This window comes from Actinophytocola algeriensis, from assembly GCF_014203735.1.
Taxonomy (GTDB): domain Bacteria; phylum Actinomycetota; class Actinomycetes; order Mycobacteriales; family Pseudonocardiaceae; genus Actinophytocola; species Actinophytocola algeriensis.
This window is the reverse complement of the sequence record NZ_JACHJQ010000001.1, coordinates 559,688-584,724: the sequence shown is the minus strand read 5'-3', so window position 1 is coordinate 584,724 and position 25,037 is coordinate 559,688. Positions and strand designations below refer to the sequence as shown.

General features: G+C 71.6%; 25 protein-coding genes. 14 read left to right on the top strand and 11 right to left on the bottom strand.

Translation table 11 applies throughout. The features are described from left to right. Positions 1 to 3: 3 nt before the first annotated feature. The 7 genes from FHR82_RS02740 to FHR82_RS02710 all read left to right on the top strand — a co-directional run bounded on the left by FHR82_RS02740 (position 4) and on the right by FHR82_RS02710 (position 7,491). The gene (locus FHR82_RS02740; RefSeq protein WP_376706382.1) at positions 4 to 1,404 is read left to right on the top strand and encodes a family 2B encapsulin nanocompartment shell protein; all 1,401 of its coding nucleotides are present in this window, start codon (positions 4 to 6) and stop codon (positions 1,402 to 1,404) included. A gap of 1 nt (position 1,405) precedes the next feature. Further along, positions 1,406 to 2,431, top strand: a complete 1,026-nt coding sequence (locus tag FHR82_RS02735; protein ID WP_184808606.1) for a family 2 encapsulin nanocompartment cargo protein polyprenyl transferase — start codon at positions 1,406 to 1,408, stop codon at positions 2,429 to 2,431. Positions 2,432 to 2,497: 66 nt separating this feature from the next. Then, on the top strand, positions 2,498 to 3,433 hold the full coding sequence (gene ispH, locus FHR82_RS02730; RefSeq protein ID WP_184808605.1) for a 4-hydroxy-3-methylbut-2-enyl diphosphate reductase: 936 nt from the start codon (positions 2,498 to 2,500) through the stop codon (positions 3,431 to 3,433). Then, complete coding sequence (locus FHR82_RS02725; RefSeq protein ID WP_184808604.1) at positions 3,430 to 5,157, top strand: 1-deoxy-D-xylulose-5-phosphate synthase; 1,728 nt, start codon at positions 3,430 to 3,432, stop codon at positions 5,155 to 5,157. The genes ispH and FHR82_RS02725 overlap by 4 nt, the downstream gene beginning before the upstream one ends. Then, the gene (ispG, locus tag FHR82_RS02720) at positions 5,154 to 6,251 is read left to right on the top strand and encodes a flavodoxin-dependent (E)-4-hydroxy-3-methylbut-2-enyl-diphosphate synthase (RefSeq protein WP_184808603.1); all 1,098 of its coding nucleotides are present in this window, start codon (positions 5,154 to 5,156) and stop codon (positions 6,249 to 6,251) included. The genes FHR82_RS02725 and ispG overlap by 4 nt, the downstream gene beginning before the upstream one ends. Continuing rightward, positions 6,248 to 7,003: a bestrophin-like domain gene (locus FHR82_RS02715; protein ID WP_184808602.1), complete on the top strand. Its 756-nt coding sequence runs from the start codon at positions 6,248 to 6,250 to the stop codon at positions 7,001 to 7,003. Before ispG ends, FHR82_RS02715 begins: the two co-directional genes overlap by 4 nt. Beyond that, positions 7,000 to 7,491: a hypothetical protein gene (locus tag FHR82_RS02710; protein ID WP_184808601.1), complete on the top strand. Its 492-nt coding sequence runs from the start codon at positions 7,000 to 7,002 to the stop codon at positions 7,489 to 7,491. The genes FHR82_RS02715 and FHR82_RS02710 overlap by 4 nt, the downstream gene beginning before the upstream one ends. Before the next feature lie 72 nt (positions 7,492 to 7,563). Here FHR82_RS02710 and FHR82_RS02705 read toward each other — a convergent pair whose 3' ends face one another. Then, entirely contained in the window at positions 7,564 to 8,451 is an 888-nt protein-coding gene (locus FHR82_RS02705; protein WP_184808600.1) for a PHP domain-containing protein, read from the bottom strand. Then, entirely contained in the window at positions 8,448 to 9,782 is a 1,335-nt protein-coding gene (gene ggh / locus FHR82_RS02700) for a glucosylglycerate hydrolase (protein ID WP_184808599.1), read from the bottom strand. The genes FHR82_RS02705 and ggh overlap by 4 nt, the downstream gene beginning before the upstream one ends. Positions 9,783 to 9,925: 143 nt before the next feature. Here ggh and FHR82_RS02695 point away from each other — a divergent pair, with 143 nt between their 5' ends. From FHR82_RS02695 to FHR82_RS02670, 6 genes are all read left to right on the top strand, one after another. Next, the gene (locus FHR82_RS02695) at positions 9,926 to 11,041 is read left to right on the top strand and encodes an ROK family protein (RefSeq protein WP_311770837.1); all 1,116 of its coding nucleotides are present in this window, start codon (positions 9,926 to 9,928) and stop codon (positions 11,039 to 11,041) included. A gap of 81 nt (positions 11,042 to 11,122) precedes the next feature. Continuing rightward, positions 11,123 to 11,482, top strand: a complete 360-nt coding sequence (locus FHR82_RS02690) for a hypothetical protein (protein ID WP_184808597.1) — start codon at positions 11,123 to 11,125, stop codon at positions 11,480 to 11,482. Positions 11,483 to 11,495: 13 nt separating this feature from the next. Continuing rightward, complete coding sequence (locus FHR82_RS02685; protein WP_184808596.1) at positions 11,496 to 12,071, top strand: dihydrofolate reductase family protein; 576 nt, start codon at positions 11,496 to 11,498, stop codon at positions 12,069 to 12,071. A gap of 99 nt (positions 12,072 to 12,170) precedes the next feature. Beyond that, positions 12,171 to 13,136, top strand: a complete 966-nt coding sequence (locus FHR82_RS02680; RefSeq protein ID WP_184808595.1) for a sigma-70 family RNA polymerase sigma factor — start codon at positions 12,171 to 12,173, stop codon at positions 13,134 to 13,136. Next, positions 13,133 to 13,720 (top strand): TIGR03086 family metal-binding protein, encoded by a 588-nt coding sequence (locus FHR82_RS02675; protein WP_184808594.1) that lies wholly within the window; start codon positions 13,133 to 13,135, stop codon positions 13,718 to 13,720. The genes FHR82_RS02680 and FHR82_RS02675 overlap by 4 nt, the downstream gene beginning before the upstream one ends. A gap of 24 nt (positions 13,721 to 13,744) precedes the next feature. Then, positions 13,745 to 14,890: an endonuclease/exonuclease/phosphatase family protein gene (locus FHR82_RS02670; RefSeq protein WP_184808593.1), complete on the top strand. Its 1,146-nt coding sequence runs from the start codon at positions 13,745 to 13,747 to the stop codon at positions 14,888 to 14,890. Between the two features lie 160 nt (positions 14,891 to 15,050). Here FHR82_RS02670 and FHR82_RS02665 read toward each other — a convergent pair whose 3' ends face one another. The 5 genes from FHR82_RS02665 to FHR82_RS02645 form a co-directional block, all read right to left on the bottom strand. Then, complete coding sequence (locus FHR82_RS02665) at positions 15,051 to 15,806, bottom strand: SDR family NAD(P)-dependent oxidoreductase (RefSeq protein WP_184808592.1); 756 nt, start codon at positions 15,804 to 15,806, stop codon at positions 15,051 to 15,053. After that, the gene (locus FHR82_RS02660; protein ID WP_184808591.1) at positions 15,807 to 16,940 is read right to left on the bottom strand and encodes a mannitol dehydrogenase family protein; all 1,134 of its coding nucleotides are present in this window, start codon (positions 16,938 to 16,940) and stop codon (positions 15,807 to 15,809) included. It abuts the gene before it with no gap. Beyond that, entirely contained in the window at positions 16,937 to 18,253 is a 1,317-nt protein-coding gene (locus tag FHR82_RS02655; RefSeq protein ID WP_184808590.1) for an MFS transporter, read from the bottom strand. The genes FHR82_RS02660 and FHR82_RS02655 overlap by 4 nt, the downstream gene beginning before the upstream one ends. A gap of 2 nt (positions 18,254 to 18,255) precedes the next feature. Then, complete coding sequence (locus FHR82_RS02650; RefSeq protein ID WP_184808589.1) at positions 18,256 to 19,257, bottom strand: Ldh family oxidoreductase; 1,002 nt, start codon at positions 19,255 to 19,257, stop codon at positions 18,256 to 18,258. 86 nt (positions 19,258 to 19,343) lie between these two features. Beyond that, complete coding sequence (locus FHR82_RS02645) at positions 19,344 to 20,084, bottom strand: IclR family transcriptional regulator (RefSeq protein ID WP_184808588.1); 741 nt, start codon at positions 20,082 to 20,084, stop codon at positions 19,344 to 19,346. 51 nt (positions 20,085 to 20,135) lie between these two features. Here FHR82_RS02645 and FHR82_RS02640 point away from each other — a divergent pair, with 51 nt between their 5' ends. Next, positions 20,136 to 21,350, top strand: coding sequence for a cysteine desulfurase-like protein (locus tag FHR82_RS02640; RefSeq protein WP_184808587.1), 1,215 nt, complete (start codon positions 20,136 to 20,138; stop codon positions 21,348 to 21,350). Between the two features lie 64 nt (positions 21,351 to 21,414). Here FHR82_RS02640 and mbp1 read toward each other — a convergent pair whose 3' ends face one another. The 4 genes from mbp1 to FHR82_RS02620 all read right to left on the bottom strand — a co-directional run bounded on the left by mbp1 (position 21,415) and on the right by FHR82_RS02620 (position 25,009). Beyond that, entirely contained in the window at positions 21,415 to 21,654 is a 240-nt protein-coding gene (gene mbp1, locus FHR82_RS02635; RefSeq protein WP_184808586.1) for a microaggregate-binding protein 1, read from the bottom strand. Between the two features lie 57 nt (positions 21,655 to 21,711). Further along, positions 21,712 to 22,194 carry a DinB family protein gene (locus FHR82_RS02630; RefSeq protein ID WP_184808585.1) on the bottom strand — a complete coding sequence of 161 codons (483 nt, stop codon included), beginning with the start codon at positions 22,192 to 22,194 and terminating at the stop codon, positions 21,712 to 21,714. A gap of 395 nt (positions 22,195 to 22,589) precedes the next feature. Continuing rightward, complete coding sequence (locus FHR82_RS02625) at positions 22,590 to 23,081, bottom strand: helix-turn-helix domain-containing protein (protein ID WP_184808584.1); 492 nt, start codon at positions 23,079 to 23,081, stop codon at positions 22,590 to 22,592. 158 nt (positions 23,082 to 23,239) lie between these two features. Then, positions 23,240 to 25,009: an LCP family protein gene (locus FHR82_RS02620; protein ID WP_311770836.1), complete on the bottom strand. Its 1,770-nt coding sequence runs from the start codon at positions 25,007 to 25,009 to the stop codon at positions 23,240 to 23,242. Between the last annotated feature and the right edge of the window lie 28 nt (positions 25,010 to 25,037).

Genomic DNA, 25,037 nt, shown 5'->3' with positions numbered 1-25,037 from the left:
GCCGTGTCCACAGTGGAGACCGACGTCCGGATCGAGGCCACGGTGCGGCGCAGCCTGTCGACCGAGGCGGCGCGCAACCTCACCACCACGACCAAGACCAAGCCGCAGATGCGCGGCATCACCAGCCGGTGGCTGCTGAAGATGCTGCCGTGGGTGGACATCGCGGGCGGCACCTACCGCGTGAACCGCAGGCTGTCCTACGCGATCGGCGACGGGCGGCTCTCGTTCGTCAGCGAGGGCACCGCGATCCGCGTCGTGCCCGCCGAGCTGCGGGAACTGCCGCTGCTGCGTGACTTCACCGACGAGCAGGCGCTCGGCGCGCTCGCGAACCGGTTCGAGCAGCGGGAGTACGGGCCGGGCGACCTGATCGTCCGGGCCGGTCAGCCGCGTGACGAGATCTTCCTTCTGGCACACGGCAAAGCGAACAAGCTGACACCTGGCAGGTACGACGAGGACCAGGTGCTGGACGTCCTCGCCGACGGTGACCACTTCGGCAGCGAGCTGCTGAGCGGCGAACGCGGGGAGTGGGCGTTCAGCGTCAAGGCCATCACCCCGGTCACCGTGCTGGTCCTGGCTGGGCAGTCGTTCCAGCAGATGAACGGCCAGTCCGACGCGCTGCGCGAGCACATCCGCGCCGCGCTGGCCCGGCCGTCGAAGGCGCAGAACCGGGCCGGTGAGGCGGCGATCGAGCTGTCCTCCGGGCACAGCGGCGAGGCCGAGCTGCCCGGCACGTTCGCCGACTACGAGCAGACGCCCCGCGAGTACGAACTGGACGTCGCGCAGACGCTGCTGCGGGTCCACACCAGGGTCGCCGACCTCTACAACGACCCGATGAACCAGACCGAGGAGCAGCTGCGGCTGACCACCGAGGCGCTGCGTGAGCGGCAGGAACACGAGCTCGTCAACAACCCGTCGTACGGGCTGCTGCACAACGCGGACCTGTCGCAGCGGATCTTCACCCGGTCCGGCCCGCCGACCCCGGACGACCTCGACGAGCTGCTCTCGCGGCGCAGGAAGTCGAAGTTCTTCCTCGCGCACCCGCGTGCGATCGCCGCGTTCCGCCGCGAGTGCACGAAACGCGGGATCTACCCGGCGAACGTGGAGTTCGAGGGGTCGACCGTGCAGACGTGGCGTGGGGTGCCGATCCTGCCGTGCGACAAGATCCCGATCACCGAGGGCGACGTGACGTCGATCATCGTGATGCGCACCGGGGTCGAGGACCAGGGCGTCATCGGGCTGCACACCGTGAACATCGACGACGAGGTGGCCCCGAGCATGAACGTGCGGTTCATGGGCATCGACGACAAGGCGATCCTGTCGTACCTGGTCAGCGTGTACTTCTCGGCGGCGGTGCTGGTGCCCGACGCGCTCGGGGTGCTGGAGAACGTCGAGCTGGGGCGCTGACATGGTCGCACCGGAGCGTGTGCACAGCACGGAGCAAACGCTTGCGTGGAGCCGGGAACTGGTCGACCCGGCGCTGCGGGCGGCGGTCGAGACGTTACCGGCGTCGATGCACCGCATCGCCGGTTACCACCTCGGGTGGTGGGACCAGCACGGCGTGCGGACCTCAGCGGGCGGCAAGGCGGTGCGGCCGACGCTGACACTGCTGTCCGCGGCGCTGGTCGGCGGGTCGCCGAGGGAGGCGGTGCCTGCCGGGGTGGCGGTCGAGCTGGTGCACAACTTCTCGCTGCTGCACGACGACGTGATGGACGGCGACCTGACCAGGCGGCACCGGCCGACGGTGTGGAGCGTGTTCGGCATCGGCGCGGCCATCCTGGCCGGGGACGCGTTGCTGACGCTGGCGCTGGACGTGCTGGCGGCGAGCGGTCACCCGGCGGCAGGCCCGGGGATGCGGACGCTGAGCGCGGCCGTGCAGGAGCTGGTGGCCGGGCAGTGCGCGGACGTGGAGTTCGAGCGACGCTCCACTGTGGACATCGCGGAGTGCGAGCGCATGGCCAGTGGCAAGACGGCGGCGCTGATGGGTGCCGCGTGTGCGCTGGGCGCGTCGTTCGGTGGCGGGTCGGCGGAGCAGGTCCGCCACCTGCGGGTGTTCGGTGAGCAGCTCGGGCTGGCGTTCCAGCACGTGGACGACCTGCTCGGCATCTGGGGCGACGAGCGGACCACGGGCAAGCCGGCGTTCTCCGACCTGCGCAACCGCAAGAAGTCGCTCCCGGTGGTGTACACGCTGGCGTCGGGCACCCCGGAGGGCGGTGAGCTGGCGGCCCTGTACGCGGGCACGGAGTCGCTGACCGACCGGGAGCTGCGCACGGCGGCGGAGCTGATCGATCGTGCCGGTGGCCGCGCGTGGGGCCAGGCACAGGCCGACGGGCTGATGGCGCAGGCACTGGCCCGGCTGGAACACCTGCCACCGGCCCCGGCGACGGCGGAACTGACCGACCTGGCCCACCTGCTGACCCACCGGACCCACTGACCCACCTGCCAACAGGCCGGTCCCCGCCGCGTTTCCCCGCCGCTGTCAGCACGAACAGGAGATCGCATGACCGCCCCGGCTCCCCACACGGTTCTGCTCGCCGCGCCGCGGTCGTTCTGCGCGGGCGTCGAGCGGGCCATCGAGATCGTCGAGCACGCGCTCACACAGCGCGGGCAGCCCGTGTACGTGCGCAAGCAGATCGTCCACAACGTGCACGTGGTGGCCGATCTCGAGAGGCGGGGCGCGGTGTTCGTCGACGAGCTCGCGCAGGTGCCGCCCGGCGCGACGGTCGTGTTCTCCGCGCACGGCGTGTCCCCTGCCGTGCGCACCGAGGCGGGGCGGCGGCACCTGCGCGTCCTCGACGCGACGTGCCCGCTGGTCACCAAGGTCCACGCCGAGGCCCGCCGGTTCGCCGCCCGCGGTGACACCATCCTGCTCATCGGGCACGCGGGCCACGAGGAGGTCGAGGGCACCCTCGGCGAGGCACCCGACGACACGATCCTCGTCGAGGACGTCGCGCAGGCATGGACGGTCACCGTGCCCGACCCGGAACGCGTCTCCTACCTGACCCAGACCACCCTCGCCGTCGACGAGACCACGGAGATCCTCGGCGTACTGCGGTCCCGCTTCCCGTTCCTCAAGGGCCCCGCGTCCGACGACATCTGCTACGCCACCACCAACCGCCAGCAGGCACTGTCCACGGTGGCCGAGCGGGCCGACCTGGTGCTGGTGGTCGGCTCGGCGAACTCGTCGAACTCGGTGCGGCTCGTGGAGCTGGCACAGCGCGCGGGCACGACGGCGTACCTCATCGACGACGCGGGCGACATCAGACCGGAATGGCTCGACGACGTCCGCACGGTCGGGGTCACCGCGGGTGCCTCCGCGCCACCGGGGCTGGTCGACGAGGTCGTCGCCGCGCTCGGCCCGGTTTGCGTGCTGGAGCACCGCACGGCCACCGAGGACATCACGTTCACGCTGCCGTCCTCGGTGCGACCGTCATGACCGACCTCGCCACGCTCCGCCGGATGTCCACCCCGGACCTGCTGGTGCTCGCCGCCGAACTGCGTGCCGAGCTCGTCGACAAGGTCCGCCACGCGGGCGGGCACCTCGGGCCGAACCTCGGCGCGGTGGAGCTGACCATCGCGCTGCACCGCGTGTTCCGCTCACCGGCCGACGTGCTCCTGTTCGACACCGGCCACCAGGCCTACGTCCACAAGCTGCTGACCGGCCGCGGGCTCGACGACCTGCGCCAGGCGGGCGGCACATCGGGCTACCCGTCGCGCACCGAGTCACCGCACGACGTGATCGAGAACTCGCACGCCTCCACCGCGCTGTCCTATGCGGACGGACTCGCGAAGTCGTTCGCCGTCACGGGCTCCTACGACCGGCGCGTGGTCGCGGTCATCGGCGACGGCGCGCTCACCGGTGGCATGGCGTGGGAGGCGCTAAACAACCTCGGCGCCGCCCCGTCGCGGCCGGTCGTGGTGGTGCTCAACGACAACGGCCGCTCCTACGCGCCGACCGTCGGCGGTCTCGCCGAGCACCTCGCGGCGCTGCGGTCCGGGTCGAGCGGCGCGAACCTGTTCACCGCACTGGGTTTCTCCTACGTCGGCCCGGTCGACGGGCACGACGTCGTCGCGCTGGAGCAGGCGTTCCGGTCCGCGGCCGCGCTGGGGCGGCCGGTGGTCGTGCACTGCCGCACCGAGAAGGGGAAGGGCTACCCACCCGCCGAGGAGGACGAGGCGGACCGCATGCACGCGGTGGGCCCGGCGACCTCGGCGGGCGGGCGGTCCTGGACCTCGGTGTTCGCCGACAGCATCGTCGCGATCGGCGAGGAACGGCCGGACGTGGTGTGCCTGACCGCGGCGATGGCGCTGCCCGCCGGGCTCGGCGGGTTCGCCGCGCGGTTCCCGGCGCGGACGTTCGACGTCGGCATCGCCGAGCAGCACGCGGTCACCTCCGCGGCCGGGCTCGCGATGGGCGGGCTGCACCCGGTCGTCGCCATCTACGCCACGTTCCTGTCCCGCGCGTTCGACCAGGTGCTGATGGACGTGGCGCTGCACCGGCTCGGCGTCACGTTCGTGCTCGACCGCGCGGGTGTGACCGGACCGGACGGCGCGAGCCACCACGGCATGTGGGACGCGTCGGTGCTGCCGGTCGTCCCCGGCCTGCGCCTCGCCGCACCCCGCGACCCGGCGTCGCTGCGGGAGCTCCTGCGCGAAGCGGTGTCCGTCCAGGACGCGCCCACCGTCCTGCGCTACCCGAAGGCGAGTGCCGGACCGGACATCCCCGCGGTGCGCCGGGCGGACGGCTACGACGTGCTGCGAGAAGAGCCCGGTGCGGCCGTGCTGCTGGTCGCGGTCGGCCCGCTGGCGGGCGCGTGCCTCGCGGCGGCCGACGAGCTGGCGCGCCACGACGTGCCCGTGACCGTGGTCGATCCACAGTGGACGATGCCACTGCACCCGGCGCTGCTGCGGCTCGCGGCCGGGTACCCGCTGGTGCTCGCGGTCGAGGACACCACGGCCACCGGCGCACTGGGTGCGCGGCTCGCGCAGGCACTCGCCGCGACCGGGGAACGCACCTGCGTGGCGACGTTCGCGCTGCCCGCCGGCTTCCTGCCCCACGCGTCGCGCGAGGAGATCCTGCGCGCGCACGGCCTCGACGGGAACGGCATCGCCGGGACCGTGCTCAAGCGGCTCGCACGGCTGAAGGCGGTGGTGGAGTGACCGCGGTGGACCTGGGCGTGCCGACGGTCGGCAGCAGGCGGCGGCGGTCCCGGCGGCTCATGGTCGGCGACGTGCCCGTGGGTGGCGACGCGCCGGTGTCGGTGCAGTCGATGACGACCACGCTGACCGCGGACGTCGACGCGACGCTGCGGCAGATCGCGGAGCTGACCGCGGCGGGCTGCCAGATCGTGCGGGTCGCGGTGCCGTCGCAGGACGACGCGGACGCGCTCGCCGCCATCGCGAAGAAGTCGCCGATCCCGGTCATCGCGGACATCCACTTCCAGCCGAGGTACGTGTTCGCCGCGATCGACGCGGGCTGCGCGGCCGTGCGCGTGAACCCGGGCAACATCAGGAAGTTCGACGACCGGGTCGCCGAGATCGCCCGCGCGGCAAGCGCTGCGGGGGTCTCGATCCGCATCGGGGTGAACGCCGGCTCGCTCGACGCGCGGCTGCTGTCCAAGTACGGCAGGGCGACCCCGGAAGCGCTGGTGGAGTCGGCGCTGTGGGAGTGCTCGCTGTTCGAGGAACACGGGTTCACCGACCTCAAGCTGTCGGTGAAGCACCACGACCCGGTGACCGTGATCGCCGCGTACCGGCGGCTCGCCGCGCGCTGCGACTACCCGCTGCACCTCGGCGTCACCGAGGCGGGACCGCGGTTCCAGGGCACGGTGAAGTCGGCGGTGGCGTTCGGGGTGCTGCTCGCCGAGGGCATCGGCGACACCATCCGGGTGTCACTTTCCGCGCCACCGGTGGAAGAGGTGAAGGTCGGACTGTCCATTCTGGAGTCGCTGGGCCTGCGGCCGAGGCGGCTCGAGATCGTGTCGTGCCCGTCGTGCGGGCGGGCGCAGGTGGACGTGTACCGCCTGGCGGAGCAGGTGACCGCCGCGTTCGACGGGTTCGAGGCACCGCTGCGGGTGGCGGTGATGGGGTGCGTCGTGAACGGGCCGGGTGAGGCGCGGGAGGCGGACCTCGGGGTGTCGTCGGGGAACGGCAAGGGGCAGATCTTCGTGCGAGGCGAGGTGGTCCGGACAGTCCCGGAGAGCCAGATCGTCGAAGCGCTGCTCGACGAGGCGATGAAGAGGGACTGGTCGTGAGCATTTATGTGGTCGGGCTGTTATGGGTACTGGGGGTCGGGCTCGTCGCGGGCGGGCTCGCCTACCTCGTGCGGCGGATCGGTGAGACACAGGGCGTCGTCGACAACAACGAGGCCGCCGGCCAGGTGTTCACGCTGGTCGGCGGGCTGCAGGCGGTGCTGCTGGCGTTCGTGCTGATCTCGCTGTTCGACGGCACGACCGCCGCGGAGGACGGCTCGTACAAGGAGGCGGACAGCCTCGTCGCGGCCGTGTGGGCGGCGCGGGAGCTGCCGGACAGCGAGGGCGTGACCACCGAGGCACGGACGTACGTGCGGGAGGTGATCGAACGCGAGTGGCCGAGGATGAGCGAGGGCGGGGACATCGACGACGCGGGCTGGTCGACGCTGGAGCGGCTGCGTGCCGAGGTGGCCGCCGCGCCCGCGACCGACGAGTGGACCGTCGACCAGAAGAACGAGGCCTCCGACCAGCTGTGGAGCGTCTACCAGCAGCGACAGGAACGGCTCAACGCGGCCACCGGCGGCGGGGTGAACTCGGTGGTGTGGTTCGCACTGGTGGCCGGCGCGATCATGGCCGTGGCGCTGCCACTGCTGTTCGGCGGCCCCAAACCGGCGACGCACATCCTCATCGTGTCGATCCTGGCCGGCACCATGACGCTGCTGCTGTTCGCGACACAGCAGCTGCAGAACCCGTACGGCGGTGGCGCACAGGTGGGCCCGGCGGCGTTCGAGTCGGCCCTGGAGCGACTGAGATGACGAACTGCCTGATCAAGGTCCACGTCTCGCTGCTGATCACCGTCACCGTGTGCCTGTTACCCGGCCGGCCGCCACCCCCACCGCCGTGGCACCCACCGGCCCCACCGCCGACGGTCACGGGCACCAACACCGCCACCGTCCCACCAGCCCCACCGACCACGGGAACCGCGACCGCGCCACCACCCCCGGCGCCCACGGACACCGCGACGGCACAACCGCCCCCGACCACCGTGCCGCCCCTGCCACGGGCCACCCCGGCCCCCACGACGACCACGACCGTCGCGGTCGTCCCACCGCCACCGATCCCCCCGGTCTCGTCGGTCACCCCGACTACCCGAAAACCGTTGTACATCCAGGACAATCCCGAGGCAGCCCCCGTACCGTCCATGCAGGAGGCGACGGAGGAGAAACGCCGCTGGGGCCTGACAGTGCTGATCGTCGTGATGGCCGCAGGCGCGGCAGCGGCAAGAGCCGCGAGGCACCGCTAGCGCTGTGTCCACTTTCGTCGGCCGGGTGGGTGCAGAACCGAACCCGACCAGCCAACGAGCGAAGCCACACCACTAATCGAGCCAGAACGGGTTCGTCCACGCGCGCCCACCAGAGGCACCGACCACGGTGATCCGGAAGTACCGGCGGAACATGTCGAGCGGCAGCGTGGCCCCGGTGAGCCCGTCACCGACCACGACCTCCTTGCCAGGCAACCCGCCGGAAGCCACCACGCGGCTCGCGGGCGAGCACTCGACGGTCACCCGGCCGTCCTGTATGGACACGTCATGGATCTCCGGGCCGGTGCTCGAGTAGTACGCGCCGTCCTTCAGCGCGGCCAGCAGCAGGTCCGGGTCCAGCGCCGCCGCCCGCACCAGCACCCACGCCGTGCGGCCGGGCGGGTCCTGGGGCTGGAAGTGCTCGTCGTCCGCCGCGTACGCGGTCAGCCGGTGGCCGCGGGCGAGCAGCACGTCGCACAGGTGCCAGCTGTCCGCGCGGTCCTCCGCCGCCGCGACCGCGTTGTACACCTCGACCGCGTGCGCGGCGTCCAGGCTTTCCGCGTCGTCGAGCGTGAGCAGCGACGCCGACGGGTGTGCCATCCCGATGAACGCACCCGCCCGCCGCGCCCGGCGCGCGATCTCCTGGCCCGTCTCCCCCGGCACCGGACCGAAGTCCGGCGGCAGGCCCACCGCCAGGATGTGCCACGACGACGAGAACCTCGTGCGCGGCCCGTGCAGTTCGGCGCCGACGAGCGTGGTGAACTTCTCCGTCCTGAGCGGACGGGTGTCGGTGACCGGGTAGCCGTGTTCCGCGCGGAAGTGGTCGGTCAGCGCCACGAAGTCGTAGCCTGCCGACCGGTACACCGCGGCCGCGGCCGAGGGGGACAGCGCGCCGTCGGAGTTCGTCGTGTGCGTGTGCAGGTTGCCCCGCCAGAACCGGCCGGGCCGGGTGAACGCGATCATGACGTGTGCAGCCAGTCGAGCACGACCGTGGCCGTCCACGACTGCTGTCGCGAGCCGAGCGGCTCGCCCGTGACCGGGTGGTAGTACTCGGCGAACGAGCCGTCCGCGGCCAGTCGCAGGCACTCCGACCGCAGGTGGTCCGACTCCTCCTGCCAGCCGCGCTGCGCGAACGCCCACCCGAACAGCCACGCGATGACCGGCCACATCGGACCGCGCCAGTACTCCTTCGGCCGGAACCCGACGTCGTTCGGCGACACCGACGGTGGGATCCGCGCGAACAGCGCCGGGTGCCCGGCCCATTCCGGGCCGGTGAGGGTCGCGAGCATCGACTTCTCGGCGTCGACCGGCAGGCCGCCGCACAGCAGCGGTGCGAACCCGGCGATGGTGCTGGTCGACAGCCAGCGGTCGCCGCGCAGGTCCCGGTCGCGCGCCAGGCCGGTGCGGGGGTCGTACGCCGCCGCGACCGCCGCGCGGGAGCGGCGGGCCCAGCCACGCAGCTGCCGGATCCGCCACGGCGGCTGCTCGCTCTCCTCACCGAGCGTCGCGAGGACCTCACTGGCCAGCGCGAACAACGCGGTCACGAACACGTCGCCGACGAGGAAGCTCGACGTGCGCACCACCGCGTCCGCGTCGTAGCGGACCTTGCGCATCTCCTCGATCAGCCACAGGTACCGGTCGTACTCGGCGTCGCTCGGGCGTTCCGCGTCGGCGGCGACGAGGCCGCGGTCCAGCCGCACGTACGGCGGCAGGTCCGGGCCAGGTACCACCTCCGCGTAGGGCAGGTCCCAGCGCGGCGAGTTGTCCATGCCGGACTCCCAGCCGTGCACGATCGCGAGCATGCCGGTGCCGAGCGGGTCGCGGTGGCGGACCAGCCACTCGTGCCAGCGGTACAGCTTGGGCCACGCCGTCTTCAGCAGCTTGAACGCCACGTCCCGCTGCCCCTGCGAGCGGGCGATGTCCACGATGCGCCGCAGCGCGATCGCGTGCACCGGGGGCTGGCAGATGCCGGACGTGCGGGGGGCGTTGGGCGCGTCGGTGTTCAGTTCGGCGGCGCCCCAGCGCTCCGGGCCGGGGAAGTAGCCCGTGCCCTCGGAGAAGACGATGTGGGGGATCATGCCGTTGCGCCACTGCGCGCCGAGCAGGGTCTCCAGCTCGCGGGCCGCCCGCGCGACGTTGAGGTGGGCGAGCCCGATCGAGATGAACGCGGTGTCCCAGCTCCACATGTGCGGGTAGAGCCGGGGCGCGGCGGTGATCATGGTGCCGATGTCGTTGCCGGACAGGGTCCATGCCGCGCTCGCGGCCAACCGCACGGCCCCCAGGTTGGGTCTCACCTGACCTCCACCACGTACCTCCGAACGACTTATGTCTAATATTTAGACATAAGTAACGGCTACAAATTTAGGCGGCAGCCATGGGCGACGTCAACCGGGCGATCCCTGCGAGCGGGACGGCATCACCAGGCAATGTTGTCGCCGTGTTACGGGAGAACGGCCCGCTCACCCGCCAGCGGCTCCAGGCGTTCCTGGGGCTCTCACGTGCGACTCTGGTGGAGCGGCTGGACACGCTCACCCGGCTGCGCATGGTCCGGACCGCAGGCCACGACGCGTCCAGCGGCGGCAGGCGGGCGGCCCTGCTGGAGGCGGACCGGACCAGCCGGGTCGCGGTCGTCGCGTGGCTGGGTGCGAGCCACGTCTCCGTCGGCGTCGCCGACCTCGCGGGCACGGTGCTGACCGTGCACACCGAACGGCTGCCGCTCGGCCACACGCCAGCCGACGTGGTGCCGTGGCTGGTCGACACGGCCCGCGGGCAGCTGACCGGGACCGGCCGGGGCGGTGACCTGGCCGCCGTCGGCCTCGCGGTGCCGGGCCAGATCGACCAGGAGACCGGCATCTCGATCACGCCGCCGACCATGACCGCGTGGCGGGACCACCCGCTGCGCGACGGGCTCGCCGACGGCCTCGGTGTCGACGTGCTGCTGGAGAACGACGCGAACGCGCTCGCGTACGGCGAGTACCTCGCGGCGGGCAGCAGGCGGTCGACCGTGCTCGGGGTGGCCGTCGGCACGGGCATCGGCGCGGGTGTGGTGATCGGCGGCCGGCCGCACCGCGGCGCGACCGGCTGCGCGGGCGAGATCGGGCACATCCGCATCGAGGACCACGACGAGCGGTGCACCTGCGGCCGCCGCGGCTGCGTGGCGGCGCTCGCCAGCGGCAAGGCGCTGATCCGGCAGCTGCGCGGCGACGGCGTCCGGTCCCTGCCGGACGTGATCCGGCGCGTCGAGTCCGGCGACCCGCACGCGGTCGCGCTCGCGACGGACGCGGGCAGGCTCGTCGGCACCGTGCTGGCGACGGTCGTGACGATCCTCAACCCGCACGTCGTCCGGGTGGGCGGTGAGATCGGCGGGCTGGCGCCGTTCCGCACCGGCCTCGCCGAGACACTCACCCAGCAGGCCCACGAGGTAGCCGCCACCGGCCTTGACGTGGGCCCTGCCGTGCTCGGCGAGCAGGCGCCGCTGGTCGGCATGGCCGGGCTGGCCGCCGAGGCGGTGTTCGCGCCGGACGCCATCGACCGCCTCGCGGCACGCGCCTGAAAAACTTCGGGGAGGTTGTCGAAAGCCGGTCACCCTGTCCGACGCGTTGGTGTCAGCACACCGGAGCAGGAGGACAGTGTCATGGCAACCATCACCCTGATGACCCGGACCGCACTGGCCGACGCGCTGCTGGCCGAGGACAACGCCGAGGACAACGGCTGGCTCGACGCCCTCGACCGCATGACCTGCCCGGCGCACCGGCGCTGGCTCCACCAGTGCTGCCACAGCGATCTGCACGTCAGCCGCGTGAGCGGGCACCGCTGGTGCCGCCCCTGCGGACGCGCGCTGGAGGTCGCGGTGGACGAGGTCGCCCGCACCATCGCGCTGCACTGCCCCACGTGCGGCCGCGGCGCCCGGACCAGGGCCGACGCCCAGCTGGTCGCCGCCTGCGAGGCGAGCCTCACCGCATCCGTCACCGCACGCACCCGCACCGCCGCCTAGAAGAGGAAAACCAATGGCGCTCGTAGTCTGCGACATGTCCATGTCCCTCGACGGTTACGTCACCGGCCCCAACGACAGCCGCGAGAACCCGTTCGGCGACGGCGCGGACTCGCTGCACGACTGGCTGTGGAAGGACCCGACCGACGACGAGAAGGCCCTCATGCAGGAGGCGCTCGACAGCTGCGGCGCCGTCGTGATGGGCCGCACGTCCTTCGACAAGAACGAGGGCGACGGCGGCTGGGGTGACGGGGGCCCGGTGGGTGACATCCCGGTCTTCGTCGTCACCCACAACGCGCCGACCAAGAAGTACCCGCCCGTGTACCGGTTCGTCACCGACGGCGTGGAGTCCGCCATCGAGCAGGCCAAGGAGGCGGCCGGGGACAAGCACGTCGGCCTGCACGGCGCGACCGTGATGCAGCAGGGCCTCCCGCTCGGGCTCGTCGACGAGATCCACGTCCACGTCGTCCCGCTGCTGGTCGGCGGCGGCACCCGGCTGTTCGACACGCTGCCCTCGGCCATCAAGCTGGAGCAGACCCGCACCATCACCTCCCCGACGGCGACCCACCTGCGGTTCCGGGTGGTGCGCTGACGGCGGGTGCGGCCGGGTGCGTGGAAAACTCAGCGGCGGAACACCGATGAGTTTTCCCGCCCATCGGGGTCTCCACTGGCACAGAGAGAGGACTCGGACATGGCCGTCGACGCGGATCCGGACTTCCTGAGCCAGGCCGACCCGTACCGCAGGGAGCTGCTCGCCCACTGCTACCGCATGCTCGGGTCGGTGCACGACGCCGAGGACCTGGTGCAGGAGACGATGCTGCGCGCGTGGCGCGGCTACGACAGGTTCGAGGGCCGCTCCAGCCTGCGGACCTGGCTGTACCGGATCGCCACCACCCAGTGCCTGACCGCACTGGAGAGCCGAGGCCGCCGCCCGCTGCCCACCGGCCTCGGCGGACCGAGCGACACGGGTGGCCTGCCACTCGAGAAGCGGGACGAGGTACCGTGGCTCGAGCCGATGCCGGGCGACTCCGACAGTGACACCGAGGACCCGGCGACGATCGTCGCGTCCCGGGAGAGCATGCGCCTGGCGTTCGTGGCCGCGCTGCAGCACCTGCCCGCCAAGCAGCGGGCCGTGCTGATCCTGCGTGACGTGCTCGCGTGGCGCGCCGCCGAGGTGGCCGAGCTGCTCGGCACCACGACCGCGGCCGTGAACTCCGCGCTGCAGCGCGCCCGTGCGCAGCTCGACGAGGTCGCGCCGAAGCAGGACGACGTGGTCGAGCCGACCACGGAGGACAAGCAGCGGCTGCTCGCGCGGTACGTGGCCGCGTTCGAGCGCAAGGACGTCGACGCGATCGTGGCGCTGCTGGCCGAGGACGCGGTGTGGGAGATGCCGCCGTTCACGACCTGGTTCCAGGGCCCCGAGCAGGTCGCGCGGCACCTGACCGGTCAGTGTCCCGGCGGCCCCGGCGACTTCCGGTTCGCCACCACCGAGGCCAACGGCGAGCCTGCGCTCGGCATGTACCTGCGTGCCGGGGACGGCGTGTTCCGGCCGTTCGCGCTGCAGGCGTTCACCGTGCGCGGCGAGCGGTACTCGCACGTCGTGTCGTTCTTCGACCACCGCCTGTTCGACACGTTCGGCCTGCCGGAAACGCTGTGACGGCCCCCCTCCTCGACGGGGTCGGCCTGCTGGCGCGTGCCGTCGACTACGCGCTCGGCAGCCTCGACGAGGTGTCCGCCGCCGACCTCGGCGTGCCGACGCCGTGCGAGGACTGGGACCTGCGGACGCTGCTCGACCACCTCAACGACTCGCTGCTCGCGCTGCACGAGGCCGCCGCGCTCGGCCAGGTGTACCCCGACGTCGGCGACTACGCGGCGGGTCCCGCCGTCGACCCGGTCGCGGTGCTGCGGGACCGGGCGACCCGGCTCGTCGGCGCGTGGACACCGCCGGAGCCGCGCAGGGAGGTCGCGTTCGGTGAGCTGGCGCTCACGACCGCGATCGTCACCACGACCGGTGCGCTGGAGGTGGCGGTGCACGGGTGGGACGTCGCGCGGGCGTGCGGTGCGGACCGGACCATCCCGGCCGGACTCGCGGACGACATGCTGGAGATCGTGCCGCTGCTGGTGGCGGCGGAGGACCGGCCGGCACGGTTCGCGGCGCCCGTCGAGCCGCCTTTCGGGGCAGTGCCAGGCGACCGGTTGGTCGCATTTCTGGGCAGGCATCCCGAGTGGACGTATCGGTAGGACCCGCGCCGCGACCTTTCGGGTATGGCGAGAGTTGTGGTGGCGTCCTTCAACGTCGAGAACCTGTTCGCGCGGCCGAAGGCGTTCGACACGTCCGACCGGTCGGCGGGCGAGCCGATACTGGCCGCCTACCACGAGTTCAACGCGCTGGCCGCGGCCGAGGTGTACACGCCCGCCATCCGCGCCAGGATGCGTGCGCTGCTGGTGGCGCTCGAGGTGTACACGGAGAAGGACGGCGTCGTGCGCCGCAACCAGGCCCGCGACCCGAGGTGGGCGTGGCTGCGCAAGAACCGGGGCACGTTCGACCGCGAGCCGAAGGACACCGGCAAGAGCGTCGAGATCATCGCGGGCGGCCGGGGTGACTGGATCGGCTGGGTGGAGCTCGCCAAGGAGTCGGTCGACGAGGTCGGCACCCGCACCACGGCCCGCGTGATCACCGAGGTGGACGCGGACGTCCTCGCGCTGGTCGAGGTGGAGGACCGGCCGTCACTGGTGCGGCTCAACAAGGAGCTGCTCGGTGGCCGGTACGAGCACGTGATGCTGGTGGACGGCAACGACGACCGCGGCATCGACGTGGGCATCATGACCAAGAAGGGCTTCTCGATCGAGTCCATCAGGTCCAACGTGGACATCAAGGACGGCGACGACCCGGTGTTCTCGAGGGACTGCGCGCAGTACGAGATCAGGACGCCGACGGGCAAGGTGCTGCACGTGCTGGTGAACCACTTCAAGTCGCAGTCGGGCGGCGGCGGGAAGAAACGCCTGCGGCAGGCGCGGGAGGTTCGCCGGATCGCGGGTGAGCTGGTCGCGGCACGCAAGAACGTGATCGTGCTCGGCGACCTGAACGAGGGCCAGCCGTCGCTCACCACGCCGGCGAGGAACCTGAAGGACCTGTTCGACGGACCGCTGCGGTCCTGTTACGACCTGAAGGGCTTCGACACGGGCAAGCGCCCCGGCACGTTCGACTCGTGCGGCATCCGCAACCGGCTCGACTACGTGCTCGTGTCCTCGTCGCTGCAGCGGCGGTTCACGGCGGGGCACGTGTTCCGGAAAGGCTTGTGGGGCACGAGGACCACGCGCCCGACCGACTGGGAGACGTACCCGGAGATGACCAACCGGAACCAGCAGGCGTCCGACCACGCGGCGGTGGTCGTCGAGCTGGACCTCTAGTGTCCCGCGCCGGAAATCAGGCAACTGATTCGGCGGCCCAGCTTCCTGCTGGCGGCGTTGCCGGTCGGCCCAAGTACGACATAGTACGAGGACGAACCGGCGCCTTGCCAGCAGAAACCTGGATCCACCGACTTAATCACCGCATTTCCGGCGCGGGACACTAGTACGTGACGTGTTTGCCGCCGTCGAGGATCACGGCCTCGCCGGTGACGAGGTCCATGCGCAACAGTCCCAGGACGGCCTGGGCCACGTGCTCGGGACCGGCGGTCTGCTTCAGCGGCACGGACTCCCGCTCGGCGGCGGCCTTGCGGGCGAAGGCCTCCTCGCCGTGCAGGGCGGTCTGCCACCGGGTCGCGACGGTCCCTGGCGCGACCGCGTTGACCCGCACCTCCGGCGCGAGCGCGACGGCGAGGTTCCTGGTCAGCTGCAACAGAGCCGCTTTGCTGACCCCGTAGGCGATCGAGGACCCGCCTGCCCGGTACCCGGAGATGGACGCGATGTTGACCACCGCGCCGTGTGACTCCCGCAGTGCGGGAGCGAACGCCCGCGCCATGCGGTAGGGGCCGAGGACGTTCACGTCGAGCACCTGGTGGAAGGCGTCGTCGGTGAGCCCGTCGAGGTCGTGGTGGGGCACCCGGTAGGTGGTCGCGGCGTTGTTGACGAGGACGTCGACGCGGCCGAACTCCTCCCGCACGCGGTCGGCCAGGTCCCGCACCTGACCGTCGTCAGCCACGTCGGCCCGCACGGCGACGGCGCGGCAGGGCAGTTCCGCCGCGACTGCGGCGGCCTCGGCCGAGGAGCGGGAGTAGGTCACGACGATCCCGGCGGCCCCCTCCTCGGCCAGGGCGAGCGCGGTGGCCCGCCCGATGCCCGTGCCACCGCCGGTGACCACGGCAACGGTGTCCTTCAGGTCCATCTACAGCCTCCGCAGTGTCGCCGTCACGCCGTCCCGGTCGAGTCTTCTCGCCGCGGCCGCGACCAACGGCTTCAGTTCGGCCGGGACGACGTCGCCGTCGTACGCGGCCAGTGCCAGGCAGATCATCCTCGGTTCCTCGTCGTTCGCGAGGAGTTCCATCGCGGGGGCCACGAGTCGTTGCGGCAGCTTGTGGTCGCCGTCCATGGCGATCTGCGCGAGCCGGTGCGTGATCGCCGGGTTCGCGAACCGGGCCAGCAGCGCGTCCGCATCGGGGTCGAGCCCTCGGCCGGTCTCCGCCACCAGCCGCCGCACGTACTCCGCGAACTCCGGCACCGCCGCGACCTGGGCCGTCGTCTCGTGGCCCGCGAGCAGTCCCAGGTACGCGAGTGCGGAGTGCGTGCCGTTCACCAGCCGCAGCTTCGCCTTCTGGTGCGGGCCGATGTCGTCGGTGAACACGGCGTCCCACCTCGGTCGAGGTCCCGCGAACCGGTCCTCGATCACCCAGCTCCGGTACGGCTCGGCGACCACCGCCGCGCGGTCGGTCAGCCCGAGCCGCGCCGACACCGCACGCAGGTCCTCCTCCGTCACCGCGGGCACGATCTGGTCGACCACGCTGGACGGGAACGCGACGTGCTCGGCCACCCACTCCCGCAGCCCCGGCTCACACGCGTCGAGCACCAGCCGTTCGAGGACGCGCCCGTTGTGGGGCAGGTTGTCGCAGGAGATCACGGTGAGGCCCCGGTCCCGGGCCCGCAGCCCGCGGACCAGCTGCGCCACCACCGGCCCGTCCGGCCGGTACCCGGCCTCGGTGGCGGTCACCGTCACCACGTCCACTTCGGACAACCGCGCCGTCACCAGCTCTGGTCGCTCACCCGCGTGCAGCACCTCGCGGATGCTGCCGACGACCGTCAGCCGGTCGCCTTCCGCGACCGTGAACACGTTGTCCTGGCCGCGCAGCGCGTCCCGGACCGCCGTGCTGCGCTGCGCCACCGCGCAGATCGCCCAGCCGTCCCCCGCCCGCTGGGTCAGCACCGCCTGGTGCGCGCGGTGGAACGCACCGAGTCCGAGGTGGACGATGCGGAGGTCGCCGTCCGGCAGCGGGCCGGGTGCCGTGGTCCGGTCGAGCCGCCTCACGCGCCGACGTCGGCTTCCATGCTCGAGTCCTTGCCCTCCTTCGACAGGTAGAACGCCACGAACGACACTACCGCCGTGAAGATCATCCACACGGCGACGAGCCAGCCCTCGCCGTCCGCCTGCGCGACCAGCGCGGCCGCGATCAGCGGCGAGAACCCGCCGAGCGCCGCGCCGATCTCGCGGGACGCGGCGAACCCGGTGTAGCGGACGCGGGCGCCGAACAGCTCCGCGTAGAACGACGGCTGCACGGCGATCATCGGCGCGAACCCGATCGACGTGGCGACGATCAGCGCGACCCAGATGAGTACCGGCTCACGCGTGTCGAGCAGCAGGAAGAACGGGAACGCCCACACCGCGGTGAACACGACGCTGAACAGGTTGAGCGGGCGGCGGCCGATGCGGTCGGACAGCGCGCCGTACACCGGCTGCAGCGCGATCACGACGACCGAGAACAGGATCACGCCGGTGAGCCCGACCCACCGGTCCAGGTCGAGGGTCTTCGTGATGTAGGTGAGGCTGTAGGTGGCGTAGATGTAGATGACGGCCGTGTCGCAGATGTGCGCGCCGATGCCGATCAGGAAGTTGCGCGGGTAGCGGCGCAGCGCGTCGAACACCGGCAGCCGCACGGTCTCCCGCGTGGCCGCCATGCGGGTGAACACCGGCGACTCGGCGACCCGCAGCCGCACGTACAGCGCGACCGCGATGAGCAGGAAGCTGAACCAGAACGGGATCCGCCACGCCCACGCCAGCACGGTGTCCTCGCCGAGCGACTCGACGAGCAGGAACACCACGGTGCCCGACAACAGTCCGATCTGGACACCGGTCTGCGCGAACGAGGTGAAGAACCCGCGCCGCTTCGGCGGGCTGTGCTCGGCGAGCAGCGTGGACGCGCCGCCGAACTCCGCGCCGGCGCCGAGCCCCTGGCACATCCGCAGCAGCGTCAACAGGATCGGCGCGGCGATGCCGATCGACTCGTAGGTCGGCAGGAGCCCGATGAGTCCGGTCGAGACACCCATGACCAGCGTCGTGAGGACCAGGGTGGTGCGCCTGCCGATGCGGTCGCCGAGGTGCCCGAAGAGGAACCCGCCGAGCGGGCGGACCGCGAACCCGACGCCGAACGTCGCGAACCCGACGATCGCGCCGGTCGCGGGGTCGCCGGTGACGAAGAACAGCTCGTTGAACACGAGCGTGACGGCGAAGCCGTAGATGAAGAAGTCGTACCACTCGAGCGCGGTGCCGACCACCGACGCGGCGACGACCCTGCGCAGTTCGTTGGTGGTGGTGCCGTCGGCGTTGACGGCCTGCTGGGACATGGCTACTCCTCGTGTAAGGCGTGCAGCTCCTGCCAGGTGGAGTCGGGGATGGGGATGCCGTCGCGCTCGCGCTGGACGCGGGTGCGCTCCTCTGGTTCGCCCGGCACCAGCACCTCGTGGTGGCCCTGTGCGGGCGGGGTTTCGTTGAGGGCGCGGCAGAACTCCTCGGTGTGCGCCCGGAACTCGTCGGCCGGCTGGAACGCGTCGATCGCGAACGCGACGAGCACCGTGCCGAAGTCGCCCGTGTACCCGGGCATGCTGCCGATCCCGGTGCCGGTCAGGAGACCGCCGACGATCTCGATCAACACGGACAGGCCGTACCCCTTGTGCCCGCCGAACGGCAGCAGCACGCCACCCCGGTAGAAGTCGCCGGGGTCGGTGGTCGCGCGGCCGTCGGCGTCGAGCACGAGCCCTTCCGCCACGGGTTCGCGCCGGTCCCGCGCGACGGCGAGCTTCCCCTCCGCGACGACGGAGGTCGCCCAGTCCATGACGACGGGCGGTTTGCCCTTCGCGCGCGGCACGGCCCAGGCGAGCGGGTTGGTGCCGAGCCTGCGTTCGCGGCCACCGAACGGCGCGACGGTGGGGTCCGCGTTGCCGAACGCCATGGCGACGAGGTCGTGCCCGGCCAGCTCGGCGACGTACTCGCCGAGGCGCCCGACGTGGTTGCAGTCCCGGATGACGGCGACCCCGCTGCCGTGCCGCGCGTCGAGCAGTTCCGTGACGGCCCGCCCGGCGGCCAGCTGCCCGAACGCCCGCCGGCCGTGCACGACGACGGTCCCCGGCCGGGTCCGCTCGGCCTCGGGCACCGCCAGGGGATCGACCTTCCCGCCGCGCACGTCCCCGGCGTACTGGACCAGCCGCCGCACCCCGTGCGAGTCGTGCCCGACCAGGTTAGACCGCACGAGCGACCCGGCCACCGCGGTCGCCGACGCCTCCGGCACCCCGACCGCCCGGAGCGCGGCGACCGCCACCCCGAGCAGCTCGTCCCCCGACACCATCCGCATGCGTTCCACCTGACGAAACGTCGTTCCAGATTGACGAGCCCATCGTGGCACACCTGCCCCACGATGTGAAGCAGGTCACGCGTTCTTCAGTGGGCGCCCAGCGCCTGGGAGACCTTCTTCGCGGCCGATATCACCAGGTCACCGCGTTCGGAGAGGGGGTCGTCCTGGTAGATCAGGGCGGCGGCCGAGACCGCGCCGAAGACCGCGCCCGTGTGGTCGAAGACGGCCGCGCCGACCGCACGCACACCCGCCTCGTTCTCCTCGTGGTCCTCCGCGTAGCCGCGGCGGCGCACCTCGGCGAGGTCGGCCAGCAGCGACTCCTCGTCGACGAGGGTGTGCTCGGTGCGCGCCGGCATGCCGGTGCGGGCCAGCAGCGCGCGCACCTCCGCGTCGGGCATCGTCGCGAGGATGGCCTTGCCGATCGACGTGCAGTGCAGCCGCAGGCTCATGCCCACCCGCGACGCCAGCGTGTACGGCTTCGCGCCCTCCAGCTTCGCCGCGTACACCGCCTCGTCACCGGACAGCAGTGCGAGGTGCACCGTCCACCCGCTGCGTTCCTGCAGGTCACGCAGGATCGGCCGGACCTGCTCCGCGATGTCGAGCCGCTGCAGGAACCGGCCGGCGAGACCGAGGATGCGCGGCCCGCCGACGTACTCGCCCTGCCCGTCGGAGCGCGCGAAGCCATGCCGGACGAGCGTCTGCAGGATGCGGTGCACGGTCGGCTTCGGCAGCCCGGTGCCCTTCGCGATGTCCGCGACGCGCGAGTGGTCAGCCAGTGCCTCCAGGACCTCCAGGGTCTTGTCCGCCGCTGATCGCTCACCCGCCATGCTGCCTAATGTAGGTGGGGTACCACTTCGACGGCTGGCCGGAGGTCCTGCATGTCCTACGACGTGACCGCGGTGCGGAGACACTTCCCCGCACTGGGCACCGCTGACGAGCCGGGGTCGGCGCACTTCGACGGCCCTGGCGGCTCCCAGTCCCCGGTCCAGGTCGCCGACGCGGTGGCAGGCGTACTGCGGTCGGCGGTGGCGAACAAGGGCACGGTGACCGCGGCAGAGCGCAGGGCCACCGAGATCGTCGACGCCGCCCGGACCGCGGGTGCCGACCTCGTCGGCGGCGACCCGGCAGGCATCGTGTTCGGCCGCAGCATGACCCAGCTGACCTACGACTTCGCCCGCACGCTCGCGAAGACCTGGGGCCCCGGCGATGAGGTGGTGGTGACCCGCCTCGACCACGACGCGAACGTCCGCCCGTGGGTCCAGGCCGCCGCGGCCGCGGGCGCGACCATCCGCTGGGCGGAGTTCGACCCGGCGACCGGCGTGCTGACGGTGGACGACGTCGCGAAGGTGCTGTCCGCCCGCACCAGGCTGGTGGCGCTGACGGCCGCGTCCAACCTCCTGGGCAGCCGCCCGGACGTCCCGGCGATCGCCGCGGCCGCACACGAGCTGGGCGCGCTGGTCTACGTCGACGGCGTGCACTACACCCCGCACGCGTTCGTGGACGTCACGGCGCTGGGCACGGACTTCTACGCGTGCTCGCCGTACAAGTTCCTCGGCCCGCACCTCGGCATGCTGGCGGCCGCGCCCGCGTTGCTGGAGGAGTTGCGCCCGGACAAGCTGCTGCCCTCGTCCGACATCGTCCCGGAGCGCTTCGAGTTCGGCACGTTGCCGTACGAGTCGCTGGCTGGCACGACGGCCGCGATCGACTTCCTGGCCGACCTCGTCCCCGGCACCGGCTCCCGGCGCGACCGCCTGGCCACGTCACTGGAGGCGCTCGAACAGCACGAGCAGGTCCTCCTGTCCCAACTGGACAGCGGACTGGCGGAACTGACCGGCGTCGAGTGCTACGGCGACCCCGACCGCCGCCGCACCCCGACGACCCTGTTCACGGTGACCGGCGTGGCACCGGCCGAGGTGTACCGCGCCCTGGCCGACCGCGGCGTGAACGCACCCGCGGGCACGTTCTACGCCTACGAGTGCGCGAAGGTCCTCGGCATCGAGGACCACGGCGCGGTCCGCGCCGGAATCGCGCCGTACACCAACAAGTCCGATGTGGACCGTCTACTCGAGGCGGTCGCCGCGACCCGCCGGTGACGAGGGGTGGGGACATAATCCGCGGCGCCGGGACTGTCGTCTCCGGCGCCGCGGGCATGGTGCGCTACTTGTCCTGGTGGGACCTTTCGCGCGCCTCATGCACATCCGCTTCGGCCCTTGCTCGTTCGGCGGCGGCTTCCTTGTCCGCCACTTCGCGCTGCGCCCCGGCCTTGTCCTGCTGGGCCTGGCCTTCACGGACCTTGGAGTCGTCCCCCGTGATCGCGCCGGCCGCTTCCTTGAACCTGCCCTTGATGTCTTCGACGACGCCCTTGACGCCCTCGGACGGGCCACTCCTGTCCGGCATCCTTAAGCACCTCCCGACTGGAGTTCTGGTACCCGCTTCGAATACCCGACCAGGGGGCTACAAAACCTCGATCTGCTCGCGCAGGATGTCGAGGTGCCCTGCGTGACGGGCGGTCTCCTCGATGAGGTGCACGTGGATCCACCGCACGGAAACGGAACCGAACTCGTGGTGCGGCACGACGTCGTCGAGTGCGAAGTCCTTCGCCACCTCGCGCGAGCGGGCACACGCGGCCCGGTACTCCGCGACCAGCGAGGCGGCGGTGTCATCGGGCTGGACGGTGAACTCCCAGTCCCGAGGGTGTGCGCGCCGGGTGTCGCCGGAACGCGCGCCCAGTAAGTACTCGAACCAGCCGGTCTCCACCCACCGCAGGTGTTTCACCACGCCGCCGACCGTGGTGAGCGACGGCACCAGCCTGCGTCGGATGTCTACTTCGGACAGTCCGGTGATCTTGTCGACGACGGTGTCGCGGAAGGTGTCCAGCCACACCTCCAGCATCGGGCGTTCGGCCGCGGTCGCCACCGCCTCTTCTGGTTCGGGCATGGAGAAGAGGCTAGCGCTGTGTCCACTTACGTTGGCCGGGGTGGGTTCGTGGTTTGTCCTCGCCGGACGCGCGTCGTCGCCGGACGGGGTTTGCCTCCGGACGGGTTGCCTCCGGACGGGCTTTGCCTCCGGCGGCTCCTCGCCGGAGGGGCAGGTCTCCGGGATGGCCTCCCTGGGTTGGCATCTTCGGTGGCTTGGCGAGGGTCGGTCTGGGGCTTGCGCCCCCGGCGCCCTCACGACGTCCGTTGTGCCGTGAAAGGCGCTTTCACGGCGTTGACCATGCCAGCCCCACCCCGGTACGACGATCAGCGTCAGCTTTGGCCGGGACCCGCCGCAGGACCCGGCAAACGTCGGTGGACACAGCACTAGCCGCGCTCGCCGACAAACGGCGGGGTCTACTCGGCCGGTTCGGCTGTCCCGGCGATGGCGCGGAGCCTGCTGATCAGCTCCACCGTCTCCAGGCCGCACAACTCGGCCATGCGCTCCAGCGCGGAGATGTCCAGGTTCACGTCCGCCGGCCCGTGCGTGCCGTTGAGCTCCGCGAGCCGCCCCTTGGCCCACCGGCGCAGCGGCAGCAGTTCCGGCTGCCCGTCGCGGACGATCTTGCGCAGGTCCAGGCGGATGCGACCGACCGGGGAATCGCTGAAGACCCGCTGGTGCACGCGCGCCATCAACTCGTGGGGCACCTCGTCGAGCGCGATGCAGATCTCGACGAGCCGCACGACCGAACACTGCCTGGTGCCGAGCTCGTAGGTGGCCAGGGTCTGGAGGGAGATGTCGCTCTGCAGCCGACGGTTCAGATCTCGCCGCGTCCACCCGCGCTGCTTGCGCAGGCGGCGCAGCTCGTCACCGAGAACCCGCTGGTAGGTCGCTGTGTCCAGCTGCACGATCGCCCCTCTCTCAGTGGCACTCCAATCCCCGACCGGGGTGCCGACATATGAGGAAGCAACCAACCCGCGTGCGATTACGCGGCTTTTCAGAATTTGCTTTTGCGAGTAACCCGAACGGGTGAACCAGAAGGTCTGTTCGGCCGTTCCGCGCTACATCAGTTGACGCAGCCGCCTTGGTTGGGTTGCTGGGCCTGAGTCCGGGCGGGACCGCCGCCGGACAGGTCCACCAGGCGCTTGCCGGACAGCCCGTCACCACTGCCTGCCGCACTGTCCGAACCGGACGCGCCGGGGCCTTCGTAGTCGGCTCCCAGTAGGACGGTGACGCTGCCGACCGGGAGGTTCGCGTCCTCCTCCACCTGCACGTTCCCGCCCAGGGCCGCGGCAACGCGGTCGCCGGCGTCCTTCTCGCCCGCCGCGTGCCGGACCACAGTCGAATCGCGCGGGTCGGCGTTGTCGACCTCGCCCTTGACGAAGCCCTCGGCGCCCAGCACGTCGGCCACGGAACCGGCGAGGCCACCTCGGTCCGTGGCGTTACGCACGTTGACGGTCGTCTTCGAGTTGTCGACCGAGCTGTCGTCGCCACCGGGCTGCGGTTCGCCGGCGCCCTTGTCGTCGTCCTTCTTGGCGATCAGGCCGCTGACGAAGTCCTTGACCTCGGTGGGGTCGATCTCGACCGCGGAACCGTCGCTCTCGGTCTGCAGGTCGATGGTGCCGTGCGGGATCGTCTTGAACTCGACCTTGCCGCCGGTGATGCCGATCATCTGCTGGGCGAACTGCATGATGTTCCAGTCCTGGTCCAGCACGACCGACTTCTGGATCGCCGCCTGCAGCTTGTCCAGCGTCTCCGACCCCGGCGTCAGCATGTCCCCCGAGAACACCTTCTTCGCCATGCCGGACATGAACACCTGCTGGCGCACGATGCGGTCCAGGTCGCCGTTGGGCAGCCCGTGGCGCTGCCGGACGAACGCGAGCGCCTGCACACCGGCCAGGTTCTGCGGCCCAGCGGGGAAGCGCGCGCCGGAGTACTCGTCGTCGACGGGCGCGTTGAGACACACGTCGATGCCGCCGATGGCGTTCGTGATGTCGTAGAAGCCGAGCAGGTTGACCTCGGCGTAGTGGTCGATACCCGCGCCGGTCAGCTCCTGGACGGTCTCGATGAGCTTCTTCGCACCCTCCTGGTTGGAATCCACCTGGAGCTTGGCCTCGTCGGAGACGCCCTCCTCGCGGAACCTGGCCAGCGCGTCGTTCTTGGCCCGCGCGTAGGCGGAGTTGATCTTGTGCTGGCCGTAGCCGGGGATGTCCACGTAGGAGTCGCGCGGCATGGACACGCCGACCGCCGGACCACCGTCGTTCGGGATCCGGATCATGATCAGCGTGTCGGTGTTCTGCTCGCCGTCGGCCACGCCGGCGCTCAGCATCGCGAGCTGCTCGTCGGACAGCGGGTGGCCCTGCGCGTCGGTGCGGCTGTCCATGCCGACCATCAGGATGTCGATCGCGCCGTCGGCCGGCTTCTCGACCGGCGGGGCGTCGATGACGTCCGCGGTGATCAGGTCGTCGGTGAACGAGTCGATCCGGTTCCAGTAGTAGCCGGTGCCGACCAGCACCAGCACCGACAGGAACGCGACGACGGTCTTGGCGCCGGTCAGGCCCGGGCGGGACGTCCGGCGGGGCCGCGGCCTCGGCGCGGGTTCTGGCCGGGGCTGCCAGCGGGCGTCCGAGGTGCGCGGCGCCGGGCGGGGCTTCGGGTCGTCGCGGCGGGGCACCCGCTCGGTCTCGGGTTCGTGCCGGTCCCGGCGGCCACCGGTGCGGCCGCCGACCACCCGTCCCGAGTTCGCGGGCGGGGGCGTGCGCCTGTCGTCACGTGACGGCGGCGGCTGCTGCCTGCCCCGCCCCGACACAGGTCCATCAGGCCTCCGGTAGTTCACCCCGGCTCCCCTCCCGCTCCCGCGATAC